This window comes from Geothrix mesophila, assembly GCF_022808835.1.
GTDB lineage: Bacteria > Acidobacteriota > Holophagae > Holophagales > Holophagaceae > Geothrix > Geothrix paludis.
Genome location: NZ_JAKZLD010000003.1, coordinates 102,951 through 126,766, shown reverse-complemented (window position 1 = coordinate 126,766; position 23,816 = coordinate 102,951). Strand labels below are relative to the sequence as shown.

The following is a 23,816-nucleotide window of genomic DNA, read 5'->3' as shown; positions in this document are numbered from 1 at the left end:
CTTGAGCGCGCCGGTTCGACTCAGCCACCGAGGTTCATGTTAGCTCTGACGGAACGAGGTCGGTCTCTAGGGTTCCTCCCGTCGCAGGAGGCTGGAACCGAAGGACGGGACGAGCGCGCGTTCGCGCCACGGACTAGGATGGTCCTCCTCTCGGCGAAGAAGCACGGTGCTCAGCTTGATAAGACCCATGTGCGAGTGGTTCAGGCCGGGTTCTCTTTTCGCGAGGGCAGCCAGCTCCTGCATCTCCTTGATGTCTTTGGGCCAGGTGGCGGTGATCTCGAAATAGGTGTGCAAGGCTCCATCCTCAAAGACCAGAGCCAAGACTAGGTTTGGGGTGGTTCTCGAAAAAGATCCAAAAATGAAATTCCAAGTAGACCACCTGGAACAGGCCCGTAGGCCTTCTCGCTGAACCCCATGACTGAAGAGCCAGGATCCGGCCGCGCGAAAGGCTGGCACGCCGCGGTCGATCCAGACCACCCTGCGGGAGTGGGGCTATGGCCTCACCTGGCAGAGTTCAGACGAGCGAATCCCGGCGCTCAGCGCCTGGCTTCACTTCGACCATCACCACCGGCCACATCCGGCCCTCAACGGTCAGCCCCCGGTCACAAGGCTGAACAACCTCGTTGGCCACGACAACCAGCTCATCATCGCTGCGTCGCCGACGGATCCGCTCTCTTTGAAGGCATCGATCTTACGATCAAGAATGCCAGGAGCGGCATGGCGAGCGCGTAGACATATTGTGTCCGCGACACGCCGATGCCGAACGGGAACCAGATGCCCGGTACGCCGATCATATCGAGCAACTCGCCGCCGAACAGCGCGGCCATGATGGAGGCCAACGTGACGAGCGCCAGGATCCGCACGGATCCACTGCGGAAGATGCGCGCCCCGATCACGACAAACAGTGCGATGGACCCGAGCTGGCTGCCTCTCGTCACACTCGCCGAATGGGTCACGGCGCCGACAATCGCCGAGACCGCCAGCAGCGCGGCAGACACATCGATGCTTCGCCACGGAGGCAGGCACCAGCGATTCCAGGCAAACGCCCAGGCGGCCACCGTTGGTACCCACATCACGGAGGCCAGGCACGCATAGGTCGCCAGATCCATCAGATCGGTCCACGCGAGGATCGCGTTGTTGAGGCGCCTGGCTGCCATGAGCGCGAGTGCGATGCTGGCGAGGATCAAGAAACTCCCGTGGTTGCTTCGAGGCCGGCACCAGAGTGCCAAGCCAATGAGTGCAAACATCGTTAACGGCTCGATCACATCGACGATGTAACCGGCGATGGTTCGCTGCCATTGCACGCGGTGGAGCGCATCGCTCATCGGCCGCGGGGCCAATATGGGCGGGCTGTGCATGCCGCCGCCATTTGGGCTAACACCGGACCCGGGAAGCATGTACACGCGGATAGCCAGTACATTGCGGGTACCCGCCACATCGGAAGGCAGGGCGAACTGAAGCGGTCGCGTTCCGACGAGTCGTGGGGCCGCGCCGAGCCTGCCTGACCCGCCTAACAGTTGGCCGTTCCAATAGAGTTCATAGCCATCCTCCACGAGGGTCGGTCCGAGGATGTCCCACGACGCGGGTTTGGGCGGCACCGTCACCACGCGTCTGTACCAGGCGTAACCCTGATACCCGGGATGACCGTGTGCCATCCACCCGCCCACATAATCGGGTAGGCCCACGTCGCCGTCGTGGCTGCCCGGTGCGGCGGTCATGTCGACCGTCTCCCAACCGCTATCGTCCGTGATGGCGTCCGCCCAGTGTGGGTCATCGCCGGTATGGAATCGCCAAGTCCCATTGAGCAGAGTCGCTGCAGCGCGCAGCCCCGGCGGATCAGGGCGGCCACCGCTCGCCAGGTCGACGATCACGACAGCAAATGCCAGCAACAGCGCAGTGACGATGCCAAGTATCAGTTTGCGTTGGGTTGTGTCCATCAAGGCCACCGCGAAGAATTCGAATGGGACCGCATGCAATGACCTCATGTATATCTCATTAAATGATGTCATGACATCAACAAACGGGTTATCACTTAAACAAATTCAACCAACAGCACCTGGACAGAAATCTATGACGTCCTCCCCACTCCTATACCAAGGATGGTGAGAGCCCTGGGTTAAGGGTTGTCTCGCTGGGGTTCGCGGATAGACCCCGCCGATCCTCGAACATTGGTCGGGTCCAAGGAGGTTCATACCAGGCTTGGGTTGGAGCGGATTATTCGAGAGTAATAAGAACCATAAGCTGACCAAACGGCCAAATGATGGTTCCGCGACAAAGAAAAGCCCCCGCAGGCGGGGGCTTTTCTTTGGTGGAGGTGGTGGGACTCCCTCCGCATCACCCTGCGGGTGACGCTCCGGCCGCGCGAAATGCTGGCACGCCGCTTAACGCCTCCGGCAGTCCCCCGGACTGCCTCCGGCTACGGCTACCTGCCAGCATTTCAGCGATTTCGAGTCCCGCCTTTTATATTTCCACCACAAAATGAGGCCCCATTCGGGGCCTCATTTTGTGGTGGAGGTGGTGGGACTCGAACCCACGTCCAAGACATGCCGGATGGCGGCTCTTCCACAGGCTTGGTCCGCTCTTGAAACCTCCCGGCGGGGAACGGACGAGCCGCTCGGGACGTGTGCCCCCTGGTCTCGGCCGCCGTCAGGGGGCGTCGCGGCGGCCCATCTGGTGCCGCTGTCCGGCAGGCCGAAGCCACCCTTTCAGCGGTTTAACGAGCCCGGTACCCAGAGATCCCGGGGACTCGCTCGGAACCTAGGTTGCCCTAGGCAGCGAGAGCCAGTTCGAAGTTATCGTTGGCAGTTTGTTTTGGGCGGCTTGATGAGGGGGCCAGCCGTCCAACCCCCGCCTGCACCAGGCACCCGGATCACGACCTGTCGAAACCGGTCACCCCCGCGTGTGGTGATCACCAGACATGGACTACGATCGCTCCCGCATCCGGCGCCGTCCGTCCGGCCCCCTCAAGGGCGCGAATCGGGCGGATCCTGAGTATGGGTGCGGGATGGCGGATGCACAAGCATGCGTTCAGTGCCCCTGCTTTCGCCGGGCGGTGACGGTCTCGCCGCCGATGCCCCAGTTGTCCGTCTCCACCTCGTCGATGACGACGACGGTGGTCTGGGGGTTCTTGCCCAGCACGTCCACGAGGAGCTGGGTGGCGCCCTGGATGAGCCGGGCCTTCTGCTCGGCGGTGGCGCCTTCGCGGGTGATGCGGATGTTCACGTAGGGCATGGCGGCCTCCTGGACGTCTCCAAGATAAGCGCCTCAGCGGGGGAGGAGGGCGGTCCGCCGCAGCACGGCCCGGCTGTCCCCGTCGGCGAAGCGCCAGGGGCGGGACTGGTCGGCCGCGGTGGCGAAGGCGATGCCCAGGCGCGGACCCGCGAGGATCACAGCCGGGGCCGGGCCGGGCCGCAGCTCCAGGCCGCCGGGGGCCAGCAGATCGTGGCCGTCGAAGGCCCGGTCAAGCCCCAGGGCCTGGGCCACTTTGCCCGGGCCCGCGCAGAGCTGGGGCGTGGCCCTGGCCGCACCGCGTCGCGCCAGGACGGTCTCGAGCCCGGAGACCACCTCCGCCCCGCGGATGAGAACCGCGCAGGCTTCGCCTTCGGGGCCCGTCACCACGTTGAGCATCCAGTGCACGCCGTAGCAGAAGTAGAGGTAGGCCCGGCCCGGCGGGCCCCACATGGGCGCGTTGCGGGCCGTGCGCCCGTGGCGGGCGTGGCTGGCGCTGTCCTCGGGACCGCCGTAGGCTTCCACCTCCGTGATGCGGAGGACGACGTTCTCACGCACCAGCCGCATGCCCAGCAGGAGACGGGCGGCGCTGTCCACGGACCCTTCGAGGGTCATGGCCGCAGCAGCTTCCGGGCCCGGAGGAAGGCCTCCAGCTCGGCGGCGGCTGGGCCCTCGAGGGCCCGCTCGGGAACGAGCACGGCCTGGGAGGGGCCGACGCGGAAGATCCAGAACCCGCTGCGGCGGGCCACCCGGGTGAAGGCGCTCCAGGGCAGGCCGCCCTCGGTGGCCTCGGTGCGCAGGGAAAGGCCCTCGTCGTCCAGGCGCACCTCCATGGGCGGGTAGGCCTGCCCTCCGCGGCGCCGGCGCCCCCAGCGCAGCACCGCCTCGGGGAGGACCATCAGGAGCAGGCCGTTGAAGGCCAGGAAGAGGCCCGGTCCCGGATGGTCAGGCGTGAGCCCCACTCGGCCGAGCCCCCCCATCAGCAGCAGGGCGCCGCACAGGACCGACAGGGCGTACCAGAGGCGCTTGAAGGCGCGGGTGCCCCGCAGGGCCTCATCGGGCGTCAGGGTGTAGGTGGCGAGGATCTGCATGGGCGTTCCGGAAGGCTCAGGCCGCCTCGCGCCCCGAGTTGAAGAAAAGGATTCCATCAAAACGGGCCCGCAGCGCGGGCCCGTTTTCCTACTCGAATCGCGAAGCGATTCGGGCCTCCTCACACTTCGTCGAAGAAGTACGGCTTCAGCACCTGGATGCGCTCCTCGAAGTCGTCCGGGTGGATGAAGTGCAGGGCGGCGGCCACGCTGGAGAGCAGGCTGTTGCCGTCCTGGGGGGTGAAGCAGAAGCCCACCACGCGGGTCTCGCTGGGCATGGTGAGGGTGCTGAGGGGGATCACGGTCTGGTTGAGGATGCGGCCGTAGTGGCCCTGGTCGCGGCCGAAGGAGAACACGGTGTTGGCGTCCTTCTTCTCCGTGATGGCGATGCGGTCGTTGGCCTTGATGCGGGCCTTGAGGCTCTCCAGCGTGGTGGGGCGCTTGAGACGCAGGTCGAACCAGAGGCTGTGCATGTACTGGGTGGAGAGCTTGATGGCGCTGCTGAACAGGTTCAGCTCCAGGCCCTTGGTCTGGAACAGGTGGTAGGCGTCGCGGGCGTGGTGGGTGCCGAACTTGCCATCCTTGTGGGTGCCGACCTGGGGCGCGGGGCAGAAGTCCTTCACCTGGCTGATGTCGTTGGCGCGGCGCATGCAGACGAAGCTGCCTTCCAGCAGGTTGTCGTCGCCCTCGGCCAGGGCCAGGGTGTCGATGATGCAGGAGAGGTTGTGGGTGTTGCAGCTCACGACCTGCACGTACTGGCCGCTCTTCTTGAGCACATCGTCGTTGATGCCGCGGGCGTACATGGTGCCGAAGCCGAACTCGCTGCCCTGGGCGATGAAGCCCTTGGTGTTGTGCTCGTAGTGCGTGTAGAGCTTCTCCTTCATGTCCAGGCCCTTGGGGCTGCAGTCGATGACGACCGTGGCCTCGTTCAGGGCCTGGTCGTGGAGCATGGCGGGCTCGATGCCCCAGGACTTGAAGCCCTCCACATTGTCGGCGTCCACCACTAGCTTCGCGCCGCGACGCAGCAGGGCCTTCACCTTGGGACGGTCGCTGACGCTGTTCTTGTGGAACGTCACGTCATCGATGCCCAGTTCCTTCTTGTACTCGGTCAGCAGGCCGATCAGCGGCTCGCCGATGGTGCCCGTGCCGACCACGTGCACGATGTTCTTCTTGGACATGGGTCCTCCCTGGCCGGATTTTCGGGACGCCCCCCGGCCCAACTGAGGATTTTCCCAGGCGGCCGGAGGAAAAGCCACCCGCAAACGGCGGATGCGGACCCCTTGTGACGGGGGACCCCTACCAACCCCTCAGTTCGTTGGCCTTCCGCACGCGGTCCAGGGCCAGGACCAGGGCCCCGGTGCGCCAGGTGCAGTGGTGCCGGTGCACCTGCTCCTCGACGTCGCGGAAGGCCTGGAGGAGGACCTTCTCCTCCTTCTCGAAGATCTCGGCCTCCTCCCAGAAGAGGTGCTGGAGGTTCTGCACCCACTCGAAGTAGGACACGGTGGCCCCGCCGGCGTTGGCCAGGATGTCGGGCATCAGCAGGATGCCCCGCTCGCGGAAGATCCGGTCGGCCTCGGGGGTGGTGGGGGCATTGGCGCCCTCGACGATGAGGCTGGCCTTCACGGAGGGGGCGTTGGCCTCCGTCAGCACGCCACCCAGGGCCGCGGGGATGAGGATGTCGCCCTCCTGGGCCCAGATCTCGGCCGGATCGAAGGGCTCGCCGCCCGGGAAACCGGCCACGGTGCCCCGGTTCTGGCGCGCGTGGGCCAGGAGGGCCGTCACGTCCAGGCCCTCCTGGCGCCGGACCGCGCCGCCCAGATCGGCCACGGCCACCACGCGGGCGCCCATGTCGGCGAGGAACCGGGCGCTGTGGCCACCCACGTTGCCGAAGCCCTGGAGGATCACCCGGGCGCCCGCCAGGTCGCGGCCCAGCACGCGCGTCCAGGCCTCCCGCGTGCAGAGGGCCACGCCCCGGCCGGTGGCGGCCTCGCGGCCCTGGCTGCCGCCCAGCTCCAGGGGCTTGCCGGTGACGCAGGCGGGCTGGTGGCCGTTCTTCCGGCCGTACTCGTCCATGACCCAGGCCATGATCTGGGCGTTGGTGTTCAGGTCGGGGGAGATGATGTCCCGGGTGGGGCCCAGCACCATGGAGATCTTGGAGATGTAGCGGCGCGTGAGCATCTCCAGCTCGTGCGGGGACAGCCTCGAGGGATCGCATTGGATGCCGCCCTTGGCGCCGCCGAAGGGGATGTTCACCACGGCCGTCTTCCAGGTGTTGAGGCTGGCCAGGGCCCGCACGTCGTCCAGGGCCAGGTCGGGGTGGAAGCGGATGCCGCCCTTCTGCGGGCCCCGCACGCCGTTGTGCTGCACGCGGTAGCCCTTGAAGACGCGCAGCGTCCCGTCCTCCATGCGGATGGGCATGGCCACGGTGATCTCCCGGTAGGGCGTCTTGAGCAGCTCCCGCAGCTCCTGGGAGAGCTGGAGGATGTCCGCCGCCTCGTCGAACTGCCGGTTCACGTTCTCGAAGAGGTTGGTCTGCCCGGCCATGGGTGCCCCTCTCGCGCCCGGCCGAGGCCGGATCGCCCCAAGCATAGCGCGGCCCCGGGGGACCGGGGCCGCGGAGAGGGGCTGGCGGATGAACCTACTGCTTCAGGCCCTGGAGGGAGACCAGGTAGCGCATGAAGGAGACGCCGTAGGTGCCATCAGGCTTCTTGAGGCAGCTGACGGAGAGGATCTTGTTGCCGTCGAAGCCCAGGGACATGTCCTTCACGATGGTCTGGGCACCGAACTGGCGGGCGGCCGTGTTGTCCACGATGCCCATGTGCCGCATCTTGCCCCAGGACTTGGCGGTGAGGCCCTTGGTCAGGCGGTAGATGCCGGCGTTGTAGGCCAGGCGGGCTTCCTTGACGGTGTAGTCGGGGAAGTTGACGGCATCGGGGCCGCCGGGCAGGGCATCGAGCTTGGCGGCCAGCTTCTCGTCGATGCCCAGGCCCTTCAGCTCCTCGGGGGTCAGGGTGAGGCCCAGGGCCTTGGCGTCCATGTGCATCTGCCGGGCGGAGGGGAACACCACGTCCGGCGTGATGGGCGCGATCAGGGTCACGTGCTTGTAGTCCTTCCGCACCGCCAGGTACTGCAGGTGGTAGAGGATGTCGGCGGGCTCGGTGGCGGCGGGCGGGGGCGTGGTGGGGATCTCGTCACCGCCGCAGCTCACGAACGCGGGCACGAGGAGCAGGCTGGCAAGGGGCAGCATCAGGGTACGTCGCATCGATAGGCCTCCGGAACGGGGTGGTCTGGATGATTGTGAGGATGCAGTCTTCCCACTGCGCTGCCAAGGGAAATTCATCACAATGGGATCATGTATCCCATTGGAGTCATCGCCTTCGGCCGTCTGCGCCTGGAACCCTGCCGGGGACTGGAGCGGCACTACCTGGACATGCTGCGCCCCTACGCCCGGATGGAGGTGACGGAACTGGCGGAGGGGAAGGGGGATCCGGCCCGGGGGCTCCGGGAGGAGGCCGAGCGCCTGCGACCGAAGCTGAAGGCGGCGACCTGCCCGGTCCTGCTCACGCCGGAAGGAAAACTCCGGGACAGCGAGGCCCTGGCCAAGTGGCTGGGCGAGCGCATGGACCGCGGGGAGAGTCTGGCCTTCGTCCTGGGCAGCAGCCACGGCTTCGACCCGGCCCTCAAGGCCGAGGTGAAGGAGCAGCTCAGCCTATCGCCCCTGACCTTTCCCCACGAGTTGAGCCGGGTGATGCTCCTGGAGCAGCTCTACCGGGCCTTCACCATCCTTCGCGGCAAGGACTATCACAAGTGATTTGAACTGCGAAAGGCGCGAAAACGCCCTGCGGGCCCTCGAAAGCAAAGCCTGTTTCTTTTTCGCGCCCTTTCGCGTCTTTCGCGGTTCCATCTTTTCGGGATTCGCCCTTTTTCCGCCTTTGCCGCAGACTGGGGTGATGGCGCATCCCATGGACCGCTACTTCGCCCCGCCGGAGGGACGGATCTTCGCCTGCTTCCCCGGGGCTGAGGATCGGCCCGGCCAGCGGCGCATGGCGGAGCTGGTCCACAATGCCGTGGTGGAGGGCAGCGCCCGCTTCCAGGGCTGGCGGGACCGGGGCGGCGAATCCGAGGACCGTCCCGAGGCCGTCATCCAGGCCGTGGAAGCCGGCACGGGCACGGGCAAGAGCCTGGGCTACCTGGTGCCAGCCCTGGCCGCGGGACGCCATCCCATCCTGGTGGCCACCCGCACCAAGCAGCTCCAGCGGCAGCTGCTGGAGGAGGACGTGCCCCGTGCCGCGGGCATCCTGGGCCGGCCCATCAAGGCCGTGCTGGCCAAGGGTCGCGCCAACTACCTCTGCCGCACGGCCTGGGAAGCCGTCTCCACGGATCCGCACCTGGAGTTCACCCGCGCCGACCAGCAGCTCTGGCTGGCCCTCCAGCGCTGGACCCGCGAGACCCAGGACGGCGACCGGGAGGGCCTGGGCCGCTTCGGGGAGGGCGAGTCGCCCCTGTGGGACAAGATCAACGCCCGGGCCGAACGCTGCACGGGCCGGCAGTGCCCGCGTTTCGAAGACTGCTACCTCACCAAGCTGCGGGCGGAGGTGGCCGAGGCCGATCTCATCATCGTCAATCACGCGCTGCTGCTGGCGGACCGCGTGCTGCGCGAATCCGCCTTCGGCCAGGTGCTGCCGGACGCGCCGGTGCTCATTCTCGACGAGGCCCACGACCTGGAGGAGCAGCTCACGGAGAGCTGTGCCGAGGCCTGGTCCAGCCGCGCCATGCAGCTGCTCTTCACGGACCTGCGCGACGCGGCCAAGGGCTCGGGCGCGGGCCTGCTGGCCCTGCTGGAGCCCTGGGAGCGCGCCTGGGCGGACATCCTCACCTGGGTGCCCCTGGAGAGCGGCGTGCTGCCGCTCCTGTCGCCGGGCCCGGAGATGAAGGCCCTGGCGGATGCCGTGGGCGCCTGGGTGGAGGCGGGCCATCCGCTGTGGATGGAGGCGCGGCGCCTGGCGGGGGCCGATCCCGAGAACCCGCTGTGGATGCGCCTGGCGGAGCGCGTGGGCACGGCGTTCTCGCGCATGGAGCAGATCTTCGCCCAGCCCGAGGGATGGGTGTCCACGGTGAACCGGGAGGGCTCTCACCTCGTCCACTTCAAGTCCAACCCCGTGGACGTGCGCCCCTTCTTCCACCAGCACGTGCGCCGCGGCTTCGAGAGCGTGGTGCTGACCAGCGCCACCCTGCGGGACGGCCGGGGCTTCAACGGCCTGGGCCTGCGCCTGGGACTCACCCGGCCCGAGGTGGAGGCCGCCGAGCACGTGGAGAGCCCCTTCGACTTCGAGGCGCAGGGCCTGCTCTTCGTCCCGCCGGATCTGCCGGAGCGCCGGGCTTCCGGGGGCGGCGTGGGCGACCCCGCCTGGATCGAGGCCTCGCTCGCCGCCATGGAGCGCATGCTGCGGGCCAGCCGGGGAAGGGCCCTGCTGCTCTTCACCAGCCGCAAGATGCTGGCGGCCTTCCGCCCGCGGCTGGAGGACGCGCTGCCGGAGCTCACCTTCTTCGTGCAGGGCGACGGCCTCTCCCGCACCCAGCTGCTGGACCGCTTCCGGGCCACGCCGTCGGCCGTGCTGCTGGGCCTGGCCAGCTTCTGGCAGGGCGTGGACCTGCCGGGGGACGCCCTGAGCCTGGTGGTGGTCTCGGCGCTGCCCTTCGCGCCCCCGGACGATCCCGTGCTCCAGGCCCGCATCCGCGAGGCGGACGCCCAGCGCGACGGCCTCGGCTTCATCGGCATCCAGGTGCCCCAGATGACGCTGAAGCTCAAGCAGGGCATCGGCCGCCTCATCCGCACCCGCGGCGATCGCGGCGTGGTGGCGGTGCTGGATCCGCGCCTCATGCTGCCCAGCGAGGATCGCCTCGGGAAGCGCTACGCCGCCCAGGTCCGCGCCGCCCTCCCGCCCTTCCCCGTGACCCGGGACTGGGAGCGGGTGGAGAGGTTCCTGCGTTCGTTGTGAACGCCGGAAAGGACCGGGCGCTGCGGGTATAAGTGATAGATTCCTGGCATGCACTTGCTGCTTGTCGAAGACGATCAACGCGCCGCTCAGGCCATCGCCCGCGGGCTGCAGGAGCATGGCTTCACTGTGGAGGTGGCTCACGAGGGGTTGGCGGGGTTGGACCTGGCGCAGTCCCGGAGCTTCGACCTCCTGGTGCTTGACGTGGGACTGCCCGGGCTGGATGGGTTTGCCCTGTTGAAGAGGCTGCGGGAGGATGGATCGGGAACGCCGGTGATCTTCCTGACGGCCCGAGGCGGCCTGCAGGATCGCGTCCAGGGGCTCGAGCTGGGAGGTGGCGACTACCTGGTCAAGCCTTTCGCCTTCTCGGAGTTGCTGGTCCGGGTGCAGAACCTCTTGCGTCGCCCTGGGGTTCCCTTTCCCGAGAAGCTGGTGCTGGGGGATCTGGAGATCCTCCCCAGGCTCCGGCGTGTGTCCAGGGCCAACCAGCGATTGGATCTGACGCCGCAGGAATATGCACTCCTGGAACTCCTGGCCCGCAACGAGGGCCGGGTGGTCACCCGGACCCGCATCGCGGAGGAACTCTGGGGTGTGGCCTTCGATCGCGATCCGAACCTCGTGGATGCCGTGGTCAAGCGCCTCCGCCGCAAGGTGGATGCACCCTCCTCCCCGTCCCTCATCCAGACCCGCCGCGGCATCGGGTACCTGCTGGAGGTCCCCGGTGCTTGATCTCCTCAGGCGGTCCATCCGCTTCAAGCTGAGCCTGTGGGGCGCCCTGGCCATCCTGCTGTTCGCGACGGCCACCGGCCTGTATCTCTATGCGACCGTGAAGGCCACCCTCGGCCGGGGCATCCTCAGGGATGTGGAGGAGACGGCCCGCGTGCTCGACCACAAGCTGGTGGTGGATGGTGACCCCGTCGACAAGGAGCTGCTGGATGTCGGGGATCACCTCTCCGTCCGGTTCTTCTCGCCCGATGGGCAGGTCGTCCTCGCGTCGCCGACTCTGGAGACGCTGGCTCCTGCGGCCGCCTACACACCCAGGAGCCGCGCCCGGGTCTGGTCCGATGAGGCCCTCGGCCAGGGGCACCGGCTGAAGATCCTGACGGTTCCCTATCCCGGCGGCTGGTTCCAGGTGATCCGGAACTGCGACACCGAGGCCTTCCTCCTCAAGAGGATCCGCGTGGCGCTGGTGATCGTGCTGACCCTGATGCCCTTCCTGGGGTTCCTCACGGGCATGCTGATGGTCCGGCGGGGACTGAAGCCCCTGGAGGCCATGGCCGGGCAGGCGCGGGGGATCCGGCCTGAGACCCTCGGTTCGCGCCTGGAGCGCCGCGGCATCCCGCTGGAATTGGACCCCCTGGCGGAGGCCATCAACACCACCCTCGATCGCCTCGAGACGGCCTTCGCACGGCTCTCCGGCCTCAACGCGGACCTTGCCCACGAACTCCGCTCGCCCCTGCATGCCCTCCGTCTCGAACTGGAGTTCCTCCTCCAGCGGGCGGAGATCCAGCCCGACCTGGCGGACCGGCTGGGCGGGTGGATGGAAGACATTGACCACCTGATCGCCGTGATCGAGCAGATGCTGTTCCTGGCCCAGACGGAAGAGCCGACCCACCTGCTGTCCCGGGAGGAGATCCAGGCCGAGGTACTCCTGCAATCCCTTTTTCGCCCCTTCCTCGCCCTGGCGGAAGATCGGGGCATCACCCTCGTTCCGGTCCTGGACAAGGCCTTCTCCTTCCGGGGGGATCCGACCCTCCTCCGCCAGGCCCTCCACAACCTCCTCACGAACGCCATCCGGCACAGTCCGGACGGGGGAGCCGTCACGGTGACCGCCGCCTTCGAATCGGGTGGCCCCATGTTCACCGTCCAGGATCAGGGCCCTGGACTGCCGCCCGGACTGCTCCCCGAAGTCGGCCGGAGGTTCCTGAAGGGGGGCGAGGGCGCGGGCCTTGGCCTGGCCATCGCCTCCCGGATCGCCCAGCTGCACGGAGGGAGCCTCTCCATCGAGAACCTGGATCCTGGCGGGGCCAGGGCCCGACTCCTGCTCGGTTGATGCAGATCACAGTTCCGGGAACCTGACCGTTTTGTCAGGTTGCTGCCCCGGGTCTGTCAGGTCGTCTCCCTAATTTGTGGACTCGAAGGTAAAGAGTTGGGCCGCGGATGGCCCCGACTCCTCCCCCCCACCCATCAGGAGGCAGACCGTGACCCTCACCACCATTCTTCGCCGCTGGGCTCCGAGGACGTTCGTCCTCCTGCCCCTGCTGGCCCTCATCCCCCGCGCGGAGGCCATGCCCAACTGGGCGCGCAAGTACTCCGCCGACTGCAGCATGTGCCACACCACGGTGCCGGCGCTGAACGAGACCGGCTACGACTTCCGCAAGGCCGGCTTCCGTTTGACTTCCGAGATCTACCGTCTGGACGGTACCAAGGCCAGCAAGGATGCCCCGGCCAAGACCACCATGGACAACGCGTACACGGCCCGTATCCAGGCCCGGTACGACAGCAGTCACACGGACACGGGCACCAACCCCGCCAACAACCAGAGCACCAACCAGACGACCTTCTTCGAAACCACGTTCTATCCCATCAGCGGCTCCTTCGGGAAATACCTGGGTTCCCTCGTGGAGCTCTCCCTCGCACCCGGCGATGTCGTCGAGACCGAGAACGCCTACCTGCGCTTCACCGCCGGTGACGAGAACAGCTGGTTCAACGCCCGCATCGGCGTCTTCCACCCCTTCGAAGGCTATGGCGCGTCGGATCGCCCCTTCTCCATCGATCGCCCCTTCATGCAGACCTCGCCGGCCAAGTCGTCCTATTTCAAGCCCTGGGGCTTCGACCAGGCCGGTGTGGAGGCCTCCTATGTCTACAAGCGCACCACCATCAGCCTGACCATGTTCAACGGCGTGATGGTCCACGAGGAGGACGGCGCCCTGATCGCCGATCCCGCCCAGGGCGGCAGCTGGAGCAAGAAGTCCTCCTTCAAGAACTACAACACCAAGGACTACCAGCTCTTCCTGAACCAGATCCTGGACGAGAAGGGCTCGGGCGTCTCGCTCTACTACTACACCGGCACCATGGACCAGCCCATCCCCGGCACCGCGCCCGATGCGTTCGCTCCGGCCACGAGCTACGAGAACAAGTACACCCGCACCGCCGTCTACGCCTCCTGGGTCCCCACCCTCAAGGCTCAGATTCGCGCGGGGTATCAGGTGGGCAAGGACAAGGCCTACCTCACCGGCGCGACCTATAAGAGCAAGGGCTACTTCGGCGAACTGGCCTCGTCTCCCAGCGAGCGCCTGACGGTGGGTGCGCGGTACGACCGCTTCCAGCCCACGGATGTCGCGACCAATGTGGACAAGAGCGGCATCACGGCCTACGCCAACATCCCCTTCAACGACGGCTTCCAGCTCATCGCCCAGTACCAGAATGTCACCACCCAGCAGGGTGTCGTGGCGGGCGTGAATGCGGCCGACAAGAAGGAGAACAAGTTCCAGATCCGCTTCATCTGGATCTACTGACCCGCGCTGTCCCGAGGCGGAGACGCGGTCCCCGCGCCTCCGCCTCGTTTCCATCTGCACCTGCGATCTGGAGGCGGCCGTGAATGGCCCTGACATCTCAAAGGGACTGGAGGTATGGAGTCTCCAGGGCCTCATCGACCTGTCGATCCTGATGGGTCTTCTGGCCTCAGGCCTCATCCTGGCCCGAGACTACTTCCACGCCGTGGAGCAGAGGTTTGGACTCCGTCTGTCCCAAGAGGCCTTCCGTGGCGCAGTCGCCCTCGCCCCTGACTTGCTGCTCTCGGGAACCGTTCTCATCGGGTACCTCGTCCTGAACCCCGACGTCCTGGCCGATGTGAAGGTCGCAGTCCCGTTCTATCCCGTGGCCACGCTCCTGTTCGCCGCCGCCCTGATCCTGAGGGTGTTCAAGGGCGGACACGACGCCGCGACCTCGGCCTTCCGTCAGGCCATGCGCTTGATCTTCGTGGGGAATCTCCTGAATGTCCTCGGTTTCACGTTCATCATGGAATCCGCGAGCGAGGAGTATCTCCATCACCACCCCAGCGCCTTCTGGGGCTTCCTCAAGACCCACCTGCGTTCCAACGCGGATCCCGCGGGGCTGGAACTGGCCCAGCTGACGTTCTACGTCTGCTTCCCCATCCTGCTGCTCCTGGGAGCCTGGGCGGTGAGGGCTGGGCTGGGGACGATCGGGAAGCCCCCCGCCGACTCCTCGTCATCGTCCTCCGTCGGCCTCTAGGGCTCGATGGGAGGTGCAGGAGGTGCCGGCGGATCAGGCGGCGCCGGGGGGGCTGGAGGAGGCGGCGGCACGGCCGCGCCCTTGGGCACCTTGCGGCCCTTTGGTGCCTCGGCCGCCTGCTTCTGGAGCTGGTCCAGGCGCTTCTGCATGGACGTCATGGCCGCCTGCAGGGCGCGGATCTCCGCCTGGGGATCGGCTTCTACGCCCGGGTGGTCGATGTGGATCTCGGGGATGTGGATGGGCGGGATGTCGATGTCGCCGGGGACCTCCACGAGCATGTCCTCCTCATCGGGGCCCACGAAGGTCCAGGTACCACCCTCGCCCTTCTTCGCGCCACGCACCTTCACGCGCTTCTCGATGACGTCCTTGCCGTCCACCCGCTTGCGGATCACGACGGTGCCGGGGCCCACGTCCTCGGTGAGGATCTCCACGTCCTTCCCGGCCTCGCCTTTCTTCCGGATCACCTCCATCCGCACCTTCCGGCGCTCGGCCCGGGCCTTCTCGATGTCTGCTCGCGCCTTGTCGATGTCGGCGCGGACCTTGGCGCGCTCTTCGGGGCTCAGCTCCGGGAGGCGATCCAGGTCCTTCAGGTGCGCGTCGAGGTTCTTCAGATGGGTATCGAGTTCGCGGGTCTGGGCATCCAGGTGCCGGGTGCGGATCTCGATGCGGCGGGCCTTGTCGCCGGCCTTCTGGGCCTTGGCGGCGTCCTTCACGGCCTCGCGCAGCCAGGCCTCGCCCTCGGCGTCCAGGGGCTGCGTCTTCCCATCCACGGTGTAGGTGCGCTGGCCCTTGGAGGCGCTGTAGGCGCGGGTCTTCCCGGCCTTCTTCTCCTCCACGCGGAAGCTGCCGTCCCCGGGGACGGTCACAGGCTCCTTGGCGGCGGGGTCGAGCTGCACATCGCCCTTCATCTGCAGGTCCAGCTTGCGGTCGCCGTCGATGACCTTCATGCGGGTGACCGGCTCGGCCTTGGGGGTGGATTCCTTTCCCTTGTCCTGGAGGACCACGCCGGCGCCCAGCAGCGAGGCGGCCAGGAGGGCCAGGGCCGCGGCCCGGGCGGCGTTGGAGGCGGGCAGGGCGGGCTGGAGCAGGTGGCGGACGCGGTGCATGAGGGAACCTCCGTTGGCGGCCAGGGCCAGGTGGGGGGCGGGGGACGCGGCCTCGCGCAGGGCCTCCAGATCGGTGAGGGCGCGGGCCAGGAGCAGGGGATCACCGCAGAGGGCGGCGGCCACGTCGTCGCAGCAGAGCTCACGCTCGTGCCGGATGCGGGCCGACAGCCACCACACGGCGGGGTGGTAGAAGAGGGCGACCTCCACCAGGGACTGGAGCAGATTCACCAGGAAGTCGCCCCGGCGGATGTGGGCCAGCTCGTGGGCGAGGATGGCCTCCAGTTGCTGGGGCGCGAGGCCCGCCAAGGCGCAAGCGGGAAGCAGGATGACGGGGCGCAGCCAACCCAGGGCCGTGGGCACCTCCACCGCGGCGGACCGCAGCATGCGCACGGTGCGGGAGAGCTTCAGCTCCCGGCAGAGCCGGGACAGCACCAGGTGCCACTCCGCGGGGGCCGGGGTGGTCCCCTGCTGGCGCAAGCGCTGCACGCGGGCCCAGCCACCGAGGAAGCGGGCGGAGAGCAGGACCACGCCCAGGGCCCAGGCGCCCAGCAGCCAGGGCAGGGCGGAATCCAGGGCCAGCTTCAGCCGCAGGGGCAGCGGCGCGTCCGGGATCAGGATCCCGGAGGCTTCGGCTCCCAGGCGCAGGGGCTCCGCCAGGGCGGCCTGGCGCTGGAGGAACAGGAAGGTGGCCACCGGCGCCGCGGCCATGAGGAGGAGGGCGGCGCAGGCCACGCCATAGCGGGCCCGGGCGCTGACGCCCCGCAACAGGGCCAGCGCCAGCCAAGCCAGCAGGCCCAGGGCGGCGCCCTGCCACAGGAAATGGAGCAGGCTCCAGCCCAGGGCCTGGGCCCAGGGCTCGCGGACGACAGAGAGCAGGGGATTCATCGCTTCCCTCCTTCGGCCTGGTCGAGCAGTTTCCGGATCTCCGCCAGTTCCTCGCGGCTGGCCCGGCGGGTGGCCAGGGCCTGCATGACGAGGCTCAGGGAGGAGCCCCCGAAGGCCTTGTCCAGCAGGTCATCCAGCAGGTGCCGCTGGGTCTGGACCTGGGTCTCGCGGGCGGAGAAGACATGGGTCCGGTCCGTGACATCCCGCGCCACCAGGCCCTTCTCGTCCATGATCTGGAGCATCTTCAGCACGGTGGTGTAGCCCAGCTCCCGCTCCGAGGACAGCACCTCGAAGACCTGCCGCACCGTGCTGGGTCCCCGCTCCCAGAGCACCCGGAGGATGGCGAGCTCGGCGTCGGTGGGGCGGGGGGCAGAGGTCATGGGAAGGGACTCCAGAAGGGGGATGCGGAAAAGATACGACAAGTTTCGTAGTAGTCAACGAAGATTGTCGTACTTGGTTTAGTCCCCGGCTGAAAAACCGTCTCTCCATTCCCTGAGCCCTCGCCATCCCGGGCCAGGCGGTATGCTGGCCGTCCTGATCGAGGAGCCCCATGCCGCTTCCTGCCGCCGCGCGCCCGACCCCTTCTGTCCCCGGCGCGGCGTGGCGGAACGCGCCCCCGGCGCTGGGCCGGGCGCTCCTCCTGGCGCCGCTCCTGGCGCTGGGCCTGCTGCTGGGATCCGGACTTTCGGCCCAGGTGCCCGTCCGGGACGCGGCGGACCTGGAGAAACGGCTGGACCGCCTCCAGGCCGTGGGCAGCGTCCTCTACCTCGCGGCCCACCCGGATGACGAGAACACCGCCGTGCTGGCCACCCTGTCCAAGGGGCGCAACCTCCGCACGGCCTACCTGGCCATCACCCGGGGTGGGGGCGGGCAGAACCTCATCGGCCCCGAGCTGGGCGACGGCCTCGCGGCCATCCGCACGCAGGAGCTGCTGGCCGCGCGGCGCATCGACGGGGCCGAGCAGTACTTCACCTCGGCGGTGGACTTCGGGTTCTCCAAGACGGCGGAGGAGAGCCTGCGGATGTGGGGCCACGACCGGGTCCTCGCCGAGGTGGTGCGGGCCATCCGCGCCTTCCGGCCGGATGTCATCCTCACGCGGTTCCCGCCGGATGCGCGGGCGGGTCACGGCCACCACACCGCCTCGGCCCTGCTGGCCATCGAGGCCTTCAAGGCCGCGGCGGATCCGGGCCGCTTCCCGGAGCAGCTCGCGGCCGGGCTGCGCCCCTGGCAGGCCACGCGGCTGCTGTGGAACCACTACCTCTTCACCGACGAAGCCCCGGCGCCGCCTTCCGGAAGCCTGACCCTGGATGTGGGCGCCTACGATCCGCTACTGGGGCGATCGTACGGCGAACTGGCCGCCGAGAGCCGCAGCCAGCACCGCAGCCAGGGCTTCGGCGTGCTGGCCCAGCGGGGCCGGCGGCTGGAGACCTTCGAGCGGCTGGAGGGCCGGCCCGCGACGGCGGATCTCTTCGAGGGGATCGACCTCACCTGGTCCCGCTTCCGGGGCACCCGCGGTCTAGCCGCCCTCCTGCGCGAGGCCCGCGAGGGCTACCGTCCGGAGCACCCCGCCGGCGTCCTGCCGTCGCTGGTCCGGGCCCTGCAGGCCCTTCGCGCGCTGCCGTCCGAGACCTTGGCCGAGCCTCTGGTCCAGGCCAAGGCCGCGGAGTTGGAGGACGCGATCCGCGCGGCTGCCGGGCTCTGGGTGGAAGCCATCGCCGACCGCCAGCGCCTGGCGCCCGGCGACCGGCTCACGGTGCATGCCGCCCTGCTGGCGCGCGGCGGCGCTTCCCTGACCCTCGACGCCCTCGCGCTGGAATCGGTCCGGCCGGAGGAAGGCCGCGTCCTGGAGTCCCGGAGGGAGGGAGCGGTCCTGCCCGACAATGCGCCCTGGAAGGTGGCCTTCTCCTTCGCCGTGCCGGCGGACACGCCCCTGAGCCAGCCCCACTGGCTGGGAGGGCCGGGCGCGGAGGCCTGGGCGGGCCTGCCCGAATCCCCGGCGCCCTTCCGCCTCCGGGCCCGCCTGAAGACCTCTGACGGCCCCTTCGAGGTCACGGTGCCCGTGCAGTACCGGTTCCGGGATCCGGTCCTGGGTGAGCGGTACCAGCCGCTGGCGGTGGTGCCGGCGGCGCTCGTGAGCTTCGCCGACTCCGTCCTGGCCTTTGAGACTCCGGCGGCGAAGGAGGTGCGCCTCCAGGTGCTGGCCGGCGGTGCGGCTGCCTCGGGGCGCGTGCGCTTCCGGGTGCCCGCGGGCTGGGCGGTGGATCCGTCTGAGCAGGCCTTCGCCCTGGCCCAGGCCGGCGAGAAGAAGAAGCTGAGCTTCCACGTCACGCCGCCGGCCTCGGCCGCGTCCGGCGAGCTCCGCGCCGAGGTGGACCTGGGCGCGGGCTTCACGGGCGCCCGCGGCCTCGTGGCGGTGGACCACCCGCACATCCCCTTGCAGACATTGCTGCCCGAGGCGAGGGTGCGCCTGGAGCGCTTCGACCTGAAGCACGACGGCCGCCACATCGGCTACGTGATGGGCGCGGGGGACGAGATCCCCCGCGCCCTGCGGCGCATCGGCTACGAGGTGGAGCTCCTCACGGACGAGGCCCTGGCCCGGGAGGACCTCGGGCGCTTCGACGCCCTCGTGCTGGGCGTCCGCGCGTTCAACACCCGCCCGGCCCTCCAGACCCTCAAGGAGCGGCTCCACGCCTATGTGGCCGCGGGCGGCACCGAGCTGGTGCTCTACACCGTGAACACGGGCATCCCGGGGATCAACGCCGCCATGGTCACGGAGGCCATCGGTCCCTATCCCTTCAAGGTGGGCCGGAAGCGCGTCACCGTGGAGACGGTGCCGGTCCACCTCCTGAAGCCCGACCATCCCGTGTTCCACTGGCCCAATGAGATCGTGGCGGCGGACTTCGACGGCTGGGTGCAGGAGCGGAGCCTCTACCACGCCGAGGGCTGGGATGCCCGCTACACGCCCCTGCTGGGCATGGCGGACCCCGGCGAAGCCGAGGACGCCGGGGCCCTGATCCTGGCGAAGCACGGGAAGGGGCACTACGTGTACACGGGCCTGTCCTTCTTCCGCCAGCTGCCGGACGGGGTGCCCGGCGCCACCCGGCTCTTCGCCAACCTGCTGGCCCTGGGGCACGCCCATGACTGACGCCCCGCCCCTCCTGGGCACTTGGAAGCGCCTCTACCTGATGGTTCTCGGCGAGCTGCTGCTCTGCATCCTGGGCCTCCGCCTCCTCGCCTGGGCCTTCTCGTGAGCCGGCTCGACTGGCTCGTTCTCGGCGGCGCCCTGCTGGTCGTCGTGTGCTGGGGCCTCTACAAGGGCCGCGGCGCCACCTCGGGCGAAGCCTACATCGGCGGCGGGCGCGACCATCGCTGGTGGCTCATCGGCCTCTCCATCATCGCGACGCAGATGAGCGCCATCACCTTCCTCTCCACGCCGGGTCTGGCCTACGCGGACGGCATGCGCTTCGTGCAGTTCTACTTCGGCCTGCCGCTGGCCGCCATCGTCCTCTCGATGACGGCGCTTCCCCTCTACCACCGCCTGAAGGTCTCCACCGCCTACGAAATCCTCGAGGCCCGTTTCGACCTGAAGACCCGACTTCTTGCTGCCGGCCTCTTCCTGATCCAGCGCAGTCTCTCGGTGGGCATCACGATCTTCGCGCCGGCCCTGGTCCTCTCGGTGCTGCTGGGCTGGAGCATCCACGCCAACATCCTGCTGGTGGGTGTGCTGGTCATGACCTACACGGTGGTGGGCGGGACCCGGGCCGTGGCCTGGGCCCACAGCTCCCAGATGGTGATCATCGCCTTCGGGATGATTCTGGCGGGCGTGATGACCGTCCACCGCCTGCCCGCTCATGTGAGCCTCGGCGACGCCCTGCATGTGGCGGGAGGGCTGGGGCGGCTGAACGCCGTCGACCTGCGCTTCGACCTGAACAACCGCTACAACCTCTGGTCGGGCCTCATCGGGGGCTTCTTCCTCATGCTCTCCTACTTCGGCACGGACCAGTCCCAGGTGCAGCGCTACCTCGCGGGCAGCTCGCTCACCCAGGGGCGCCTCGGCCTCCTGCTGAACGGCATGGTCAAGGTGCCGCTGCAGTTCCTCATCCTGCTGCTGGGCGTGATGGTCTTCGCCTTCTACCAGTTCCACGCGCCGCCGCTCTTCTTCAACCCGGGCCCCGTGAAGCAGGTCCTGGCGGGTCCGGACGCCCCAGCCTACCGCGCCCTGGAGGCGGACTACGCCCGCGCCCGCGACATCCAGCGCCAGCGGGCCGAGGCCTTCGTGGCCGCCCGGCACGCAGGGGACGCGGGGACGACCGCCGACGCCAAGCGGCAGCTCCAGCAGGCGCAAGCCGACAGCGAGACGGTGCGGCAGAAGGGGCTGGCCCTCATCGAGAAGGCCAATCCGGGCACCCATCCCAGCGACGTCAACTACATCTTCCTGGCCTACGTGCTGAGCAGCCTGCCGGCCGGCCTGGTGGGCCTGGTGCTGGCCGCCGTGTTCTCCGGCTCCATGTCCTCCATGTCCGGCGAGATCAGCGCCCTGGGCGCGACCACGGTGGTGGACTTCTGGCGCCGCCTCATCGGTGGCAGCCGCGGCGCCCGCGAAGTGTGGGTGGGCCGCGCCGCCACGTTCGCCTGGGGCTGCTTCGGCATGGCCTTCGCCGAATACGCAGCCCGCCTGGGTTCCCTCATCGAGGCGGTGAACATCCTCGGGTCGCTGTTCTACGGCACCATCCTCGGCATCTTCATCACGGCCTTCTACGTGAAGCGGGCCCGCGGCGGCACGGCGTTCTACGCCGCCCTCGCGGCCGAGGTCGCCGTTCTGCTCTGCTTCGCGTTCACTTCCATCTCCTTCCTCTGGTACAACGTGGTCGGCTGTGTGGCGGTGGTGGGACTCGCGTATGCGTTCAGCTTCCTTCAGCCATCGGCCGAGGCACCGGGAAGGCCGCTCGAAACCGCGTGACCTCATCGGTGGAAGGACTACACTACTGGCCCCGGAGGATTCCGCCATGGCGCAGATCGAATCCACTCCCGCGTTCGTGAAGGCCGTCTACGACCGCATGGCCGCCAACCTGAAGGTGGTGCGCCAACGTCTGAACCGGCCCCTCTCCCTGGCCGAGAAGATCGTCTACGGCCACCTGGATCACCCGGATCAGGCAGAGATCCTGCGGGGGAAGAGCTACCTGGAGCTGCGGCCCGACCGCGTGGCCATGCAGGACGCCACGGCCCAGATGGCCCTCCTCCAGTTCATGACCTCGGGGCTGCCCGAGGTGGCCGTGCCCTCCACGGTCCACTGCGACCACCTCATCCAGGCCGAGGTGGGCTCCAGCCCGGACCTGGCCCGCGCCAACACCGAGAACAAGGAGGTCTACGACTTCCTCTCCTCGGTGTGCGACAAGTACGGCCTTGGCTTCTGGCGCCCGGGCAGCGGCATCATCCACCAAGTGGTGCTGGAGACCTACGCCTTCCCCGGCGGCCTCATGATCGGCACGGACTCGCACACGCCCAACGCCGGCGGCCTGGGCATGGTGGCCATCGGCGTGGGCGGGGCGGACGCCGTGGACGTCATGGCGGGCCTGCCCTGGGAACTGAAAGCGCCCAAGCTCATCGGCGTGAAGCTCACGGGCGCCTTCCGCGGCTGGACCTCCCCCAAGGACGTCATCCTCAAGCTGGCGGGCATCCTCACGGTGAAGGGCGGCACCGGCGCCATCGTGGAGTACTTCGGCCCCGGCGTGGACGCCATCTCCTGCACGGGCATGGGCACCATCTGCAACATGGGTGCCGAGATCGGCGCGACCACCAGCCTCTTCCCCTTCAACCACCGCATGGCGGACTACCTGCGGGCCACGGGCCGCGGCGAGATCGCGGCGCTGGCCGAGGGTTTCGCAGACCATCTGAAAGCCGACGAAGGCTGCGCCTACGACCAGGTGGTGGAGATCGACCTCAGCACGCTGGAACCCCACATCAACGGCCCCTTCACGCCGGACTTGGCCTGGCCCCTGTCGAAGTTCGCCGCCGCCGTGAAGGAGAAGGGCTATCCGGAAGAGCTGAAGGTGGGCCTCATCGGCAGCTGCACCAACTCCAGCTACGAGGACATGGAGCGGGCCGCCAGCGTGGCGAAGCAGGCCCTGGACCATGGCGTGAAGGCCAGGTCCACCTTCACCATCACGCCGGGCAGCGAGCAGATCCGCGCCACCATCGCGCGCGACGGGCAGATGGCCGTCTTCACGAAGGTGGGCGGGACGGTGCTGGCCAATGCCTGCGGGCCCTGCATCGGCCAGTGGAAGCGCCACGACATCCAGAAGGGCGACCGAAATTCCATCATCACGAGCTTCAACCGCAACTTCGCCGCGCGGAACGACGCCAACCCCGAGACCTGCGCCTTCGTCGCCTCGCCAGAGATCGTCACGGCCTTCGTCCTGGCGGGCCGCCTCACCTTCAACCCCGAGACGGACACGCTCACGGGCGCGGATGGCAAGCCCTTCAAGCTCCAGCCGCCCAGCGGCGACAGCCTCCCGAAGAAGGGCTACGACCCCGGCCAGGCCACCTACCAGGCGCCACCCCAGGATCGCCACCGCATCGACGTGAAGATCGATCCCGCCAGCCAGCGCCTCCAGAAACTGGAACCCTTCAAGGCCTGGGAAGGCACGGACCTCACGGATCTTCGGATCCTCATCAAGGCCCAGGGCAAGTGCACTACCGACCACATCTCCGCCGCAGGTCCCTGGCTGCGCTTCCGGGGTCACCTGGACAACATCAGCAACAACCTCCTCATCGGCGCCACCAACGCCTTCAACGGCTCGGTCAACCGCGTGAAGAACCTGCTCACCGGCGCCACCGACGAAGTGCCCAAGGTGGCCCGGGCCTACAAGGCTGCGGGGATCGGATGGGTGGTCATCGGCGACGAGAACTACGGGGAAGGCTCCAGCCGCGAGCATGCGGCCATGGAGCCGCGGCACCTGGGCGGTCGCGCCATCATCGTGAAGAGCTTCGCCCGCATCCACGAGACGAATCTCAAGAAGCAGGGCATGCTGCCTCTCACCTTCGCGGACCCCAAGGACTACGACAAGCTCCTGGAGGACGACCGCCTCGCCATCCAGGAGCTCACCACCTTCGCGCCCGGCAAGCCCCTCACCCTGGTGGCCACGCACGCGGACGGCAGCACCGACCGGATCACGCTGAACCACACCTTCAACGAAGGCCAGATCGCCTGGTTCAAGGCCGGCTCGGCGCTAAACCTCATGGGCAGGACCGAGAAATAG

General features: G+C 68.3%; 19 protein-coding genes and 1 other RNA gene. 9 read left to right on the top strand and 11 right to left on the bottom strand.

Features of this window, described 5'->3' with window-relative positions; translation table 11 throughout:
• Positions 1-66 precede the first annotated feature (66 nt).
• From MLG87_RS10540 to MLG87_RS10495, 9 genes are all read right to left on the bottom strand, one after another.
• A complete protein-coding gene (locus MLG87_RS10540; RefSeq protein ID WP_243295134.1) occupies positions 67-294 on the bottom strand; it encodes a hypothetical protein in 228 nt (75 codons plus the stop codon).
• A 350-nt stretch (positions 295-644) separates the two neighbouring features.
• On the bottom strand, positions 645-1,985 hold the full coding sequence (locus tag MLG87_RS10530; protein ID WP_243295133.1) for a hypothetical protein: 1,341 nt from the start codon (positions 1,983-1,985) through the stop codon (positions 645-647).
• 521 nt (positions 1,986-2,506) lie between these two features.
• Positions 2,507-2,897: a transfer-messenger RNA gene (gene ssrA, locus MLG87_RS10525) on the bottom strand.
• Between the two features lie 130 nt (positions 2,898-3,027).
• The gene (locus MLG87_RS10520; RefSeq protein WP_243295132.1) at positions 3,028-3,231 is read right to left on the bottom strand and encodes a tautomerase family protein; all 204 of its coding nucleotides are present in this window, start codon (positions 3,229-3,231) and stop codon (positions 3,028-3,030) included.
• 33 nt (positions 3,232-3,264) lie between these two features.
• Positions 3,265-3,843, bottom strand: a complete 579-nt coding sequence (locus tag MLG87_RS10515) for a DNA-3-methyladenine glycosylase (protein ID WP_243295131.1) — start codon at positions 3,841-3,843, stop codon at positions 3,265-3,267.
• Entirely contained in the window at positions 3,840-4,319 is a 480-nt protein-coding gene (locus tag MLG87_RS10510) for a YcxB family protein (RefSeq protein WP_243295130.1), read from the bottom strand. Before MLG87_RS10510 ends, MLG87_RS10515 begins: the two co-directional genes overlap by 4 nt.
• Before the next feature lie 119 nt (positions 4,320-4,438).
• Complete coding sequence (locus tag MLG87_RS10505) at positions 4,439-5,494, bottom strand: hypothetical protein (protein WP_243295129.1); 1,056 nt, start codon at positions 5,492-5,494, stop codon at positions 4,439-4,441.
• 118 nt (positions 5,495-5,612) lie between these two features.
• Complete coding sequence (locus tag MLG87_RS10500) at positions 5,613-6,860, bottom strand: Glu/Leu/Phe/Val family dehydrogenase (RefSeq protein WP_243295128.1); 1,248 nt, start codon at positions 6,858-6,860, stop codon at positions 5,613-5,615.
• Positions 6,861-6,954: 94 nt separating this feature from the next.
• Positions 6,955-7,578, bottom strand: coding sequence for a hypothetical protein (locus tag MLG87_RS10495; RefSeq protein WP_243295127.1), 624 nt, complete (start codon positions 7,576-7,578; stop codon positions 6,955-6,957).
• A gap of 90 nt (positions 7,579-7,668) precedes the next feature.
• On the opposite strand from MLG87_RS10495, the gene MLG87_RS10490 reads away from it, so the two are divergent.
• The 6 genes from MLG87_RS10490 to MLG87_RS10465 all read left to right on the top strand — a co-directional run bounded on the left by MLG87_RS10490 (position 7,669) and on the right by MLG87_RS10465 (position 14,566).
• Positions 7,669-8,127, top strand: coding sequence for a 23S rRNA (pseudouridine(1915)-N(3))-methyltransferase RlmH (locus MLG87_RS10490; RefSeq protein WP_243295126.1), 459 nt, complete (start codon positions 7,669-7,671; stop codon positions 8,125-8,127).
• Positions 8,128-8,266: 139 nt separating this feature from the next.
• Positions 8,267-10,315 (top strand): ATP-dependent DNA helicase, encoded by a 2,049-nt coding sequence (locus tag MLG87_RS10485; protein WP_243295125.1) that lies wholly within the window; start codon positions 8,267-8,269, stop codon positions 10,313-10,315.
• A gap of 48 nt (positions 10,316-10,363) precedes the next feature.
• Positions 10,364-11,041, top strand: coding sequence for a response regulator (locus tag MLG87_RS10480; protein WP_243295124.1), 678 nt, complete (start codon positions 10,364-10,366; stop codon positions 11,039-11,041).
• Complete coding sequence (locus MLG87_RS16310; protein ID WP_243295123.1) at positions 11,034-12,365, top strand: ATP-binding protein; 1,332 nt, start codon at positions 11,034-11,036, stop codon at positions 12,363-12,365. Before MLG87_RS10480 ends, MLG87_RS16310 begins: the two co-directional genes overlap by 8 nt.
• A gap of 148 nt (positions 12,366-12,513) precedes the next feature.
• On the top strand, positions 12,514-13,830 hold the full coding sequence (locus tag MLG87_RS10470) for a TonB-dependent receptor (protein WP_243295122.1): 1,317 nt from the start codon (positions 12,514-12,516) through the stop codon (positions 13,828-13,830).
• 79 nt (positions 13,831-13,909) lie between these two features.
• Positions 13,910-14,566, top strand: coding sequence for a hypothetical protein (locus MLG87_RS10465; RefSeq protein WP_243295121.1), 657 nt, complete (start codon positions 13,910-13,912; stop codon positions 14,564-14,566).
• Here MLG87_RS10465 and MLG87_RS10460 read toward each other — a convergent pair.
• Positions 14,563-16,557 carry a M56 family metallopeptidase gene (locus tag MLG87_RS10460; protein WP_243295120.1) on the bottom strand — a complete coding sequence of 665 codons (1,995 nt, stop codon included), beginning with the start codon at positions 16,555-16,557 and terminating at the stop codon, positions 14,563-14,565. The genes MLG87_RS10465 and MLG87_RS10460 overlap by 4 nt on opposite strands.
• Positions 16,554-16,937 carry a BlaI/MecI/CopY family transcriptional regulator gene (locus MLG87_RS10455; RefSeq protein WP_243295119.1) on the bottom strand — a complete coding sequence of 128 codons (384 nt, stop codon included), beginning with the start codon at positions 16,935-16,937 and terminating at the stop codon, positions 16,554-16,556. The genes MLG87_RS10460 and MLG87_RS10455 overlap by 4 nt, the downstream gene beginning before the upstream one ends.
• Before the next feature lie 170 nt (positions 16,938-17,107).
• Here MLG87_RS10455 and MLG87_RS16160 point away from each other — a divergent pair, with 170 nt between their 5' ends.
• The 3 genes from MLG87_RS16160 (at position 17,108) to MLG87_RS10435 (ending at position 23,816) form a co-directional block, all read left to right on the top strand.
• Entirely contained in the window at positions 17,108-19,702 is a 2,595-nt protein-coding gene (locus MLG87_RS16160; protein WP_279341233.1) for a PIG-L family deacetylase, read from the top strand.
• Positions 19,703-19,804: 102 nt separating this feature from the next.
• Positions 19,805-21,517 (top strand): sodium:solute symporter family transporter, encoded by a 1,713-nt coding sequence (locus MLG87_RS10440; RefSeq protein ID WP_243295118.1) that lies wholly within the window; start codon positions 19,805-19,807, stop codon positions 21,515-21,517.
• 46 nt (positions 21,518-21,563) lie between these two features.
• Positions 21,564-23,816 carry an aconitate hydratase gene (locus MLG87_RS10435; RefSeq protein WP_279341232.1) on the top strand — a complete coding sequence of 751 codons (2,253 nt, stop codon included), beginning with the start codon at positions 21,564-21,566 and terminating at the stop codon, positions 23,814-23,816.

Excerpts from the sequence above, each read along its gene's own strand:
- MLG87_RS10455 (WP_243295119.1), bottom strand. The coding sequence starts at position 16,937 with ATGACCTCTGCCCCCCGCCCCACCGACGCCGAGCTCGCCATCCTCCGG.
- MLG87_RS10490 (WP_243295126.1), top strand. The coding sequence starts at position 7,669 with ATGTATCCCATTGGAGTCATCGCCTTCGGCCGTCTGCGCCTGGAACCC.
- MLG87_RS10485 (WP_243295125.1), top strand. The coding sequence starts at position 8,267 with ATGGCGCATCCCATGGACCGCTACTTCGCCCCGCCGGAGGGACGGATC.
- MLG87_RS10500 (WP_243295128.1), bottom strand. The coding sequence starts at position 6,860 with ATGGCCGGGCAGACCAACCTCTTCGAGAACGTGAACCGGCAGTTCGAC.
- MLG87_RS10460 (WP_243295120.1), bottom strand. The coding sequence starts at position 16,557 with ATGAATCCCCTGCTCTCTGTCGTCCGCGAGCCCTGGGCCCAGGCCCTG.
- MLG87_RS10505 (WP_243295129.1), bottom strand. The coding sequence starts at position 5,494 with ATGTCCAAGAAGAACATCGTGCACGTGGTCGGCACGGGCACCATCGGC.
- MLG87_RS10530 (WP_243295133.1), bottom strand. The coding sequence starts at position 1,985 with ATGAGGTCATTGCATGCGGTCCCATTCGAATTCTTCGCGGTGGCCTTG.
- MLG87_RS10510 (WP_243295130.1), bottom strand. The coding sequence starts at position 4,319 with ATGCAGATCCTCGCCACCTACACCCTGACGCCCGATGAGGCCCTGCGG.
- MLG87_RS10435 (WP_279341232.1), top strand. The coding sequence starts at position 21,564 with ATGGCGCAGATCGAATCCACTCCCGCGTTCGTGAAGGCCGTCTACGAC.
- MLG87_RS10495 (WP_243295127.1), bottom strand. The coding sequence starts at position 7,578 with ATGCGACGTACCCTGATGCTGCCCCTTGCCAGCCTGCTCCTCGTGCCC.
- MLG87_RS10515 (WP_243295131.1), bottom strand. The coding sequence starts at position 3,843 with ATGACCCTCGAAGGGTCCGTGGACAGCGCCGCCCGTCTCCTGCTGGGC.
- MLG87_RS10520 (WP_243295132.1), bottom strand. The coding sequence starts at position 3,231 with ATGCCCTACGTGAACATCCGCATCACCCGCGAAGGCGCCACCGCCGAG.
- MLG87_RS16160 (WP_279341233.1), top strand. The coding sequence starts at position 17,108 with ATGCCGCTTCCTGCCGCCGCGCGCCCGACCCCTTCTGTCCCCGGCGCG.
- MLG87_RS10480 (WP_243295124.1), top strand. The coding sequence starts at position 10,364 with ATGCACTTGCTGCTTGTCGAAGACGATCAACGCGCCGCTCAGGCCATC.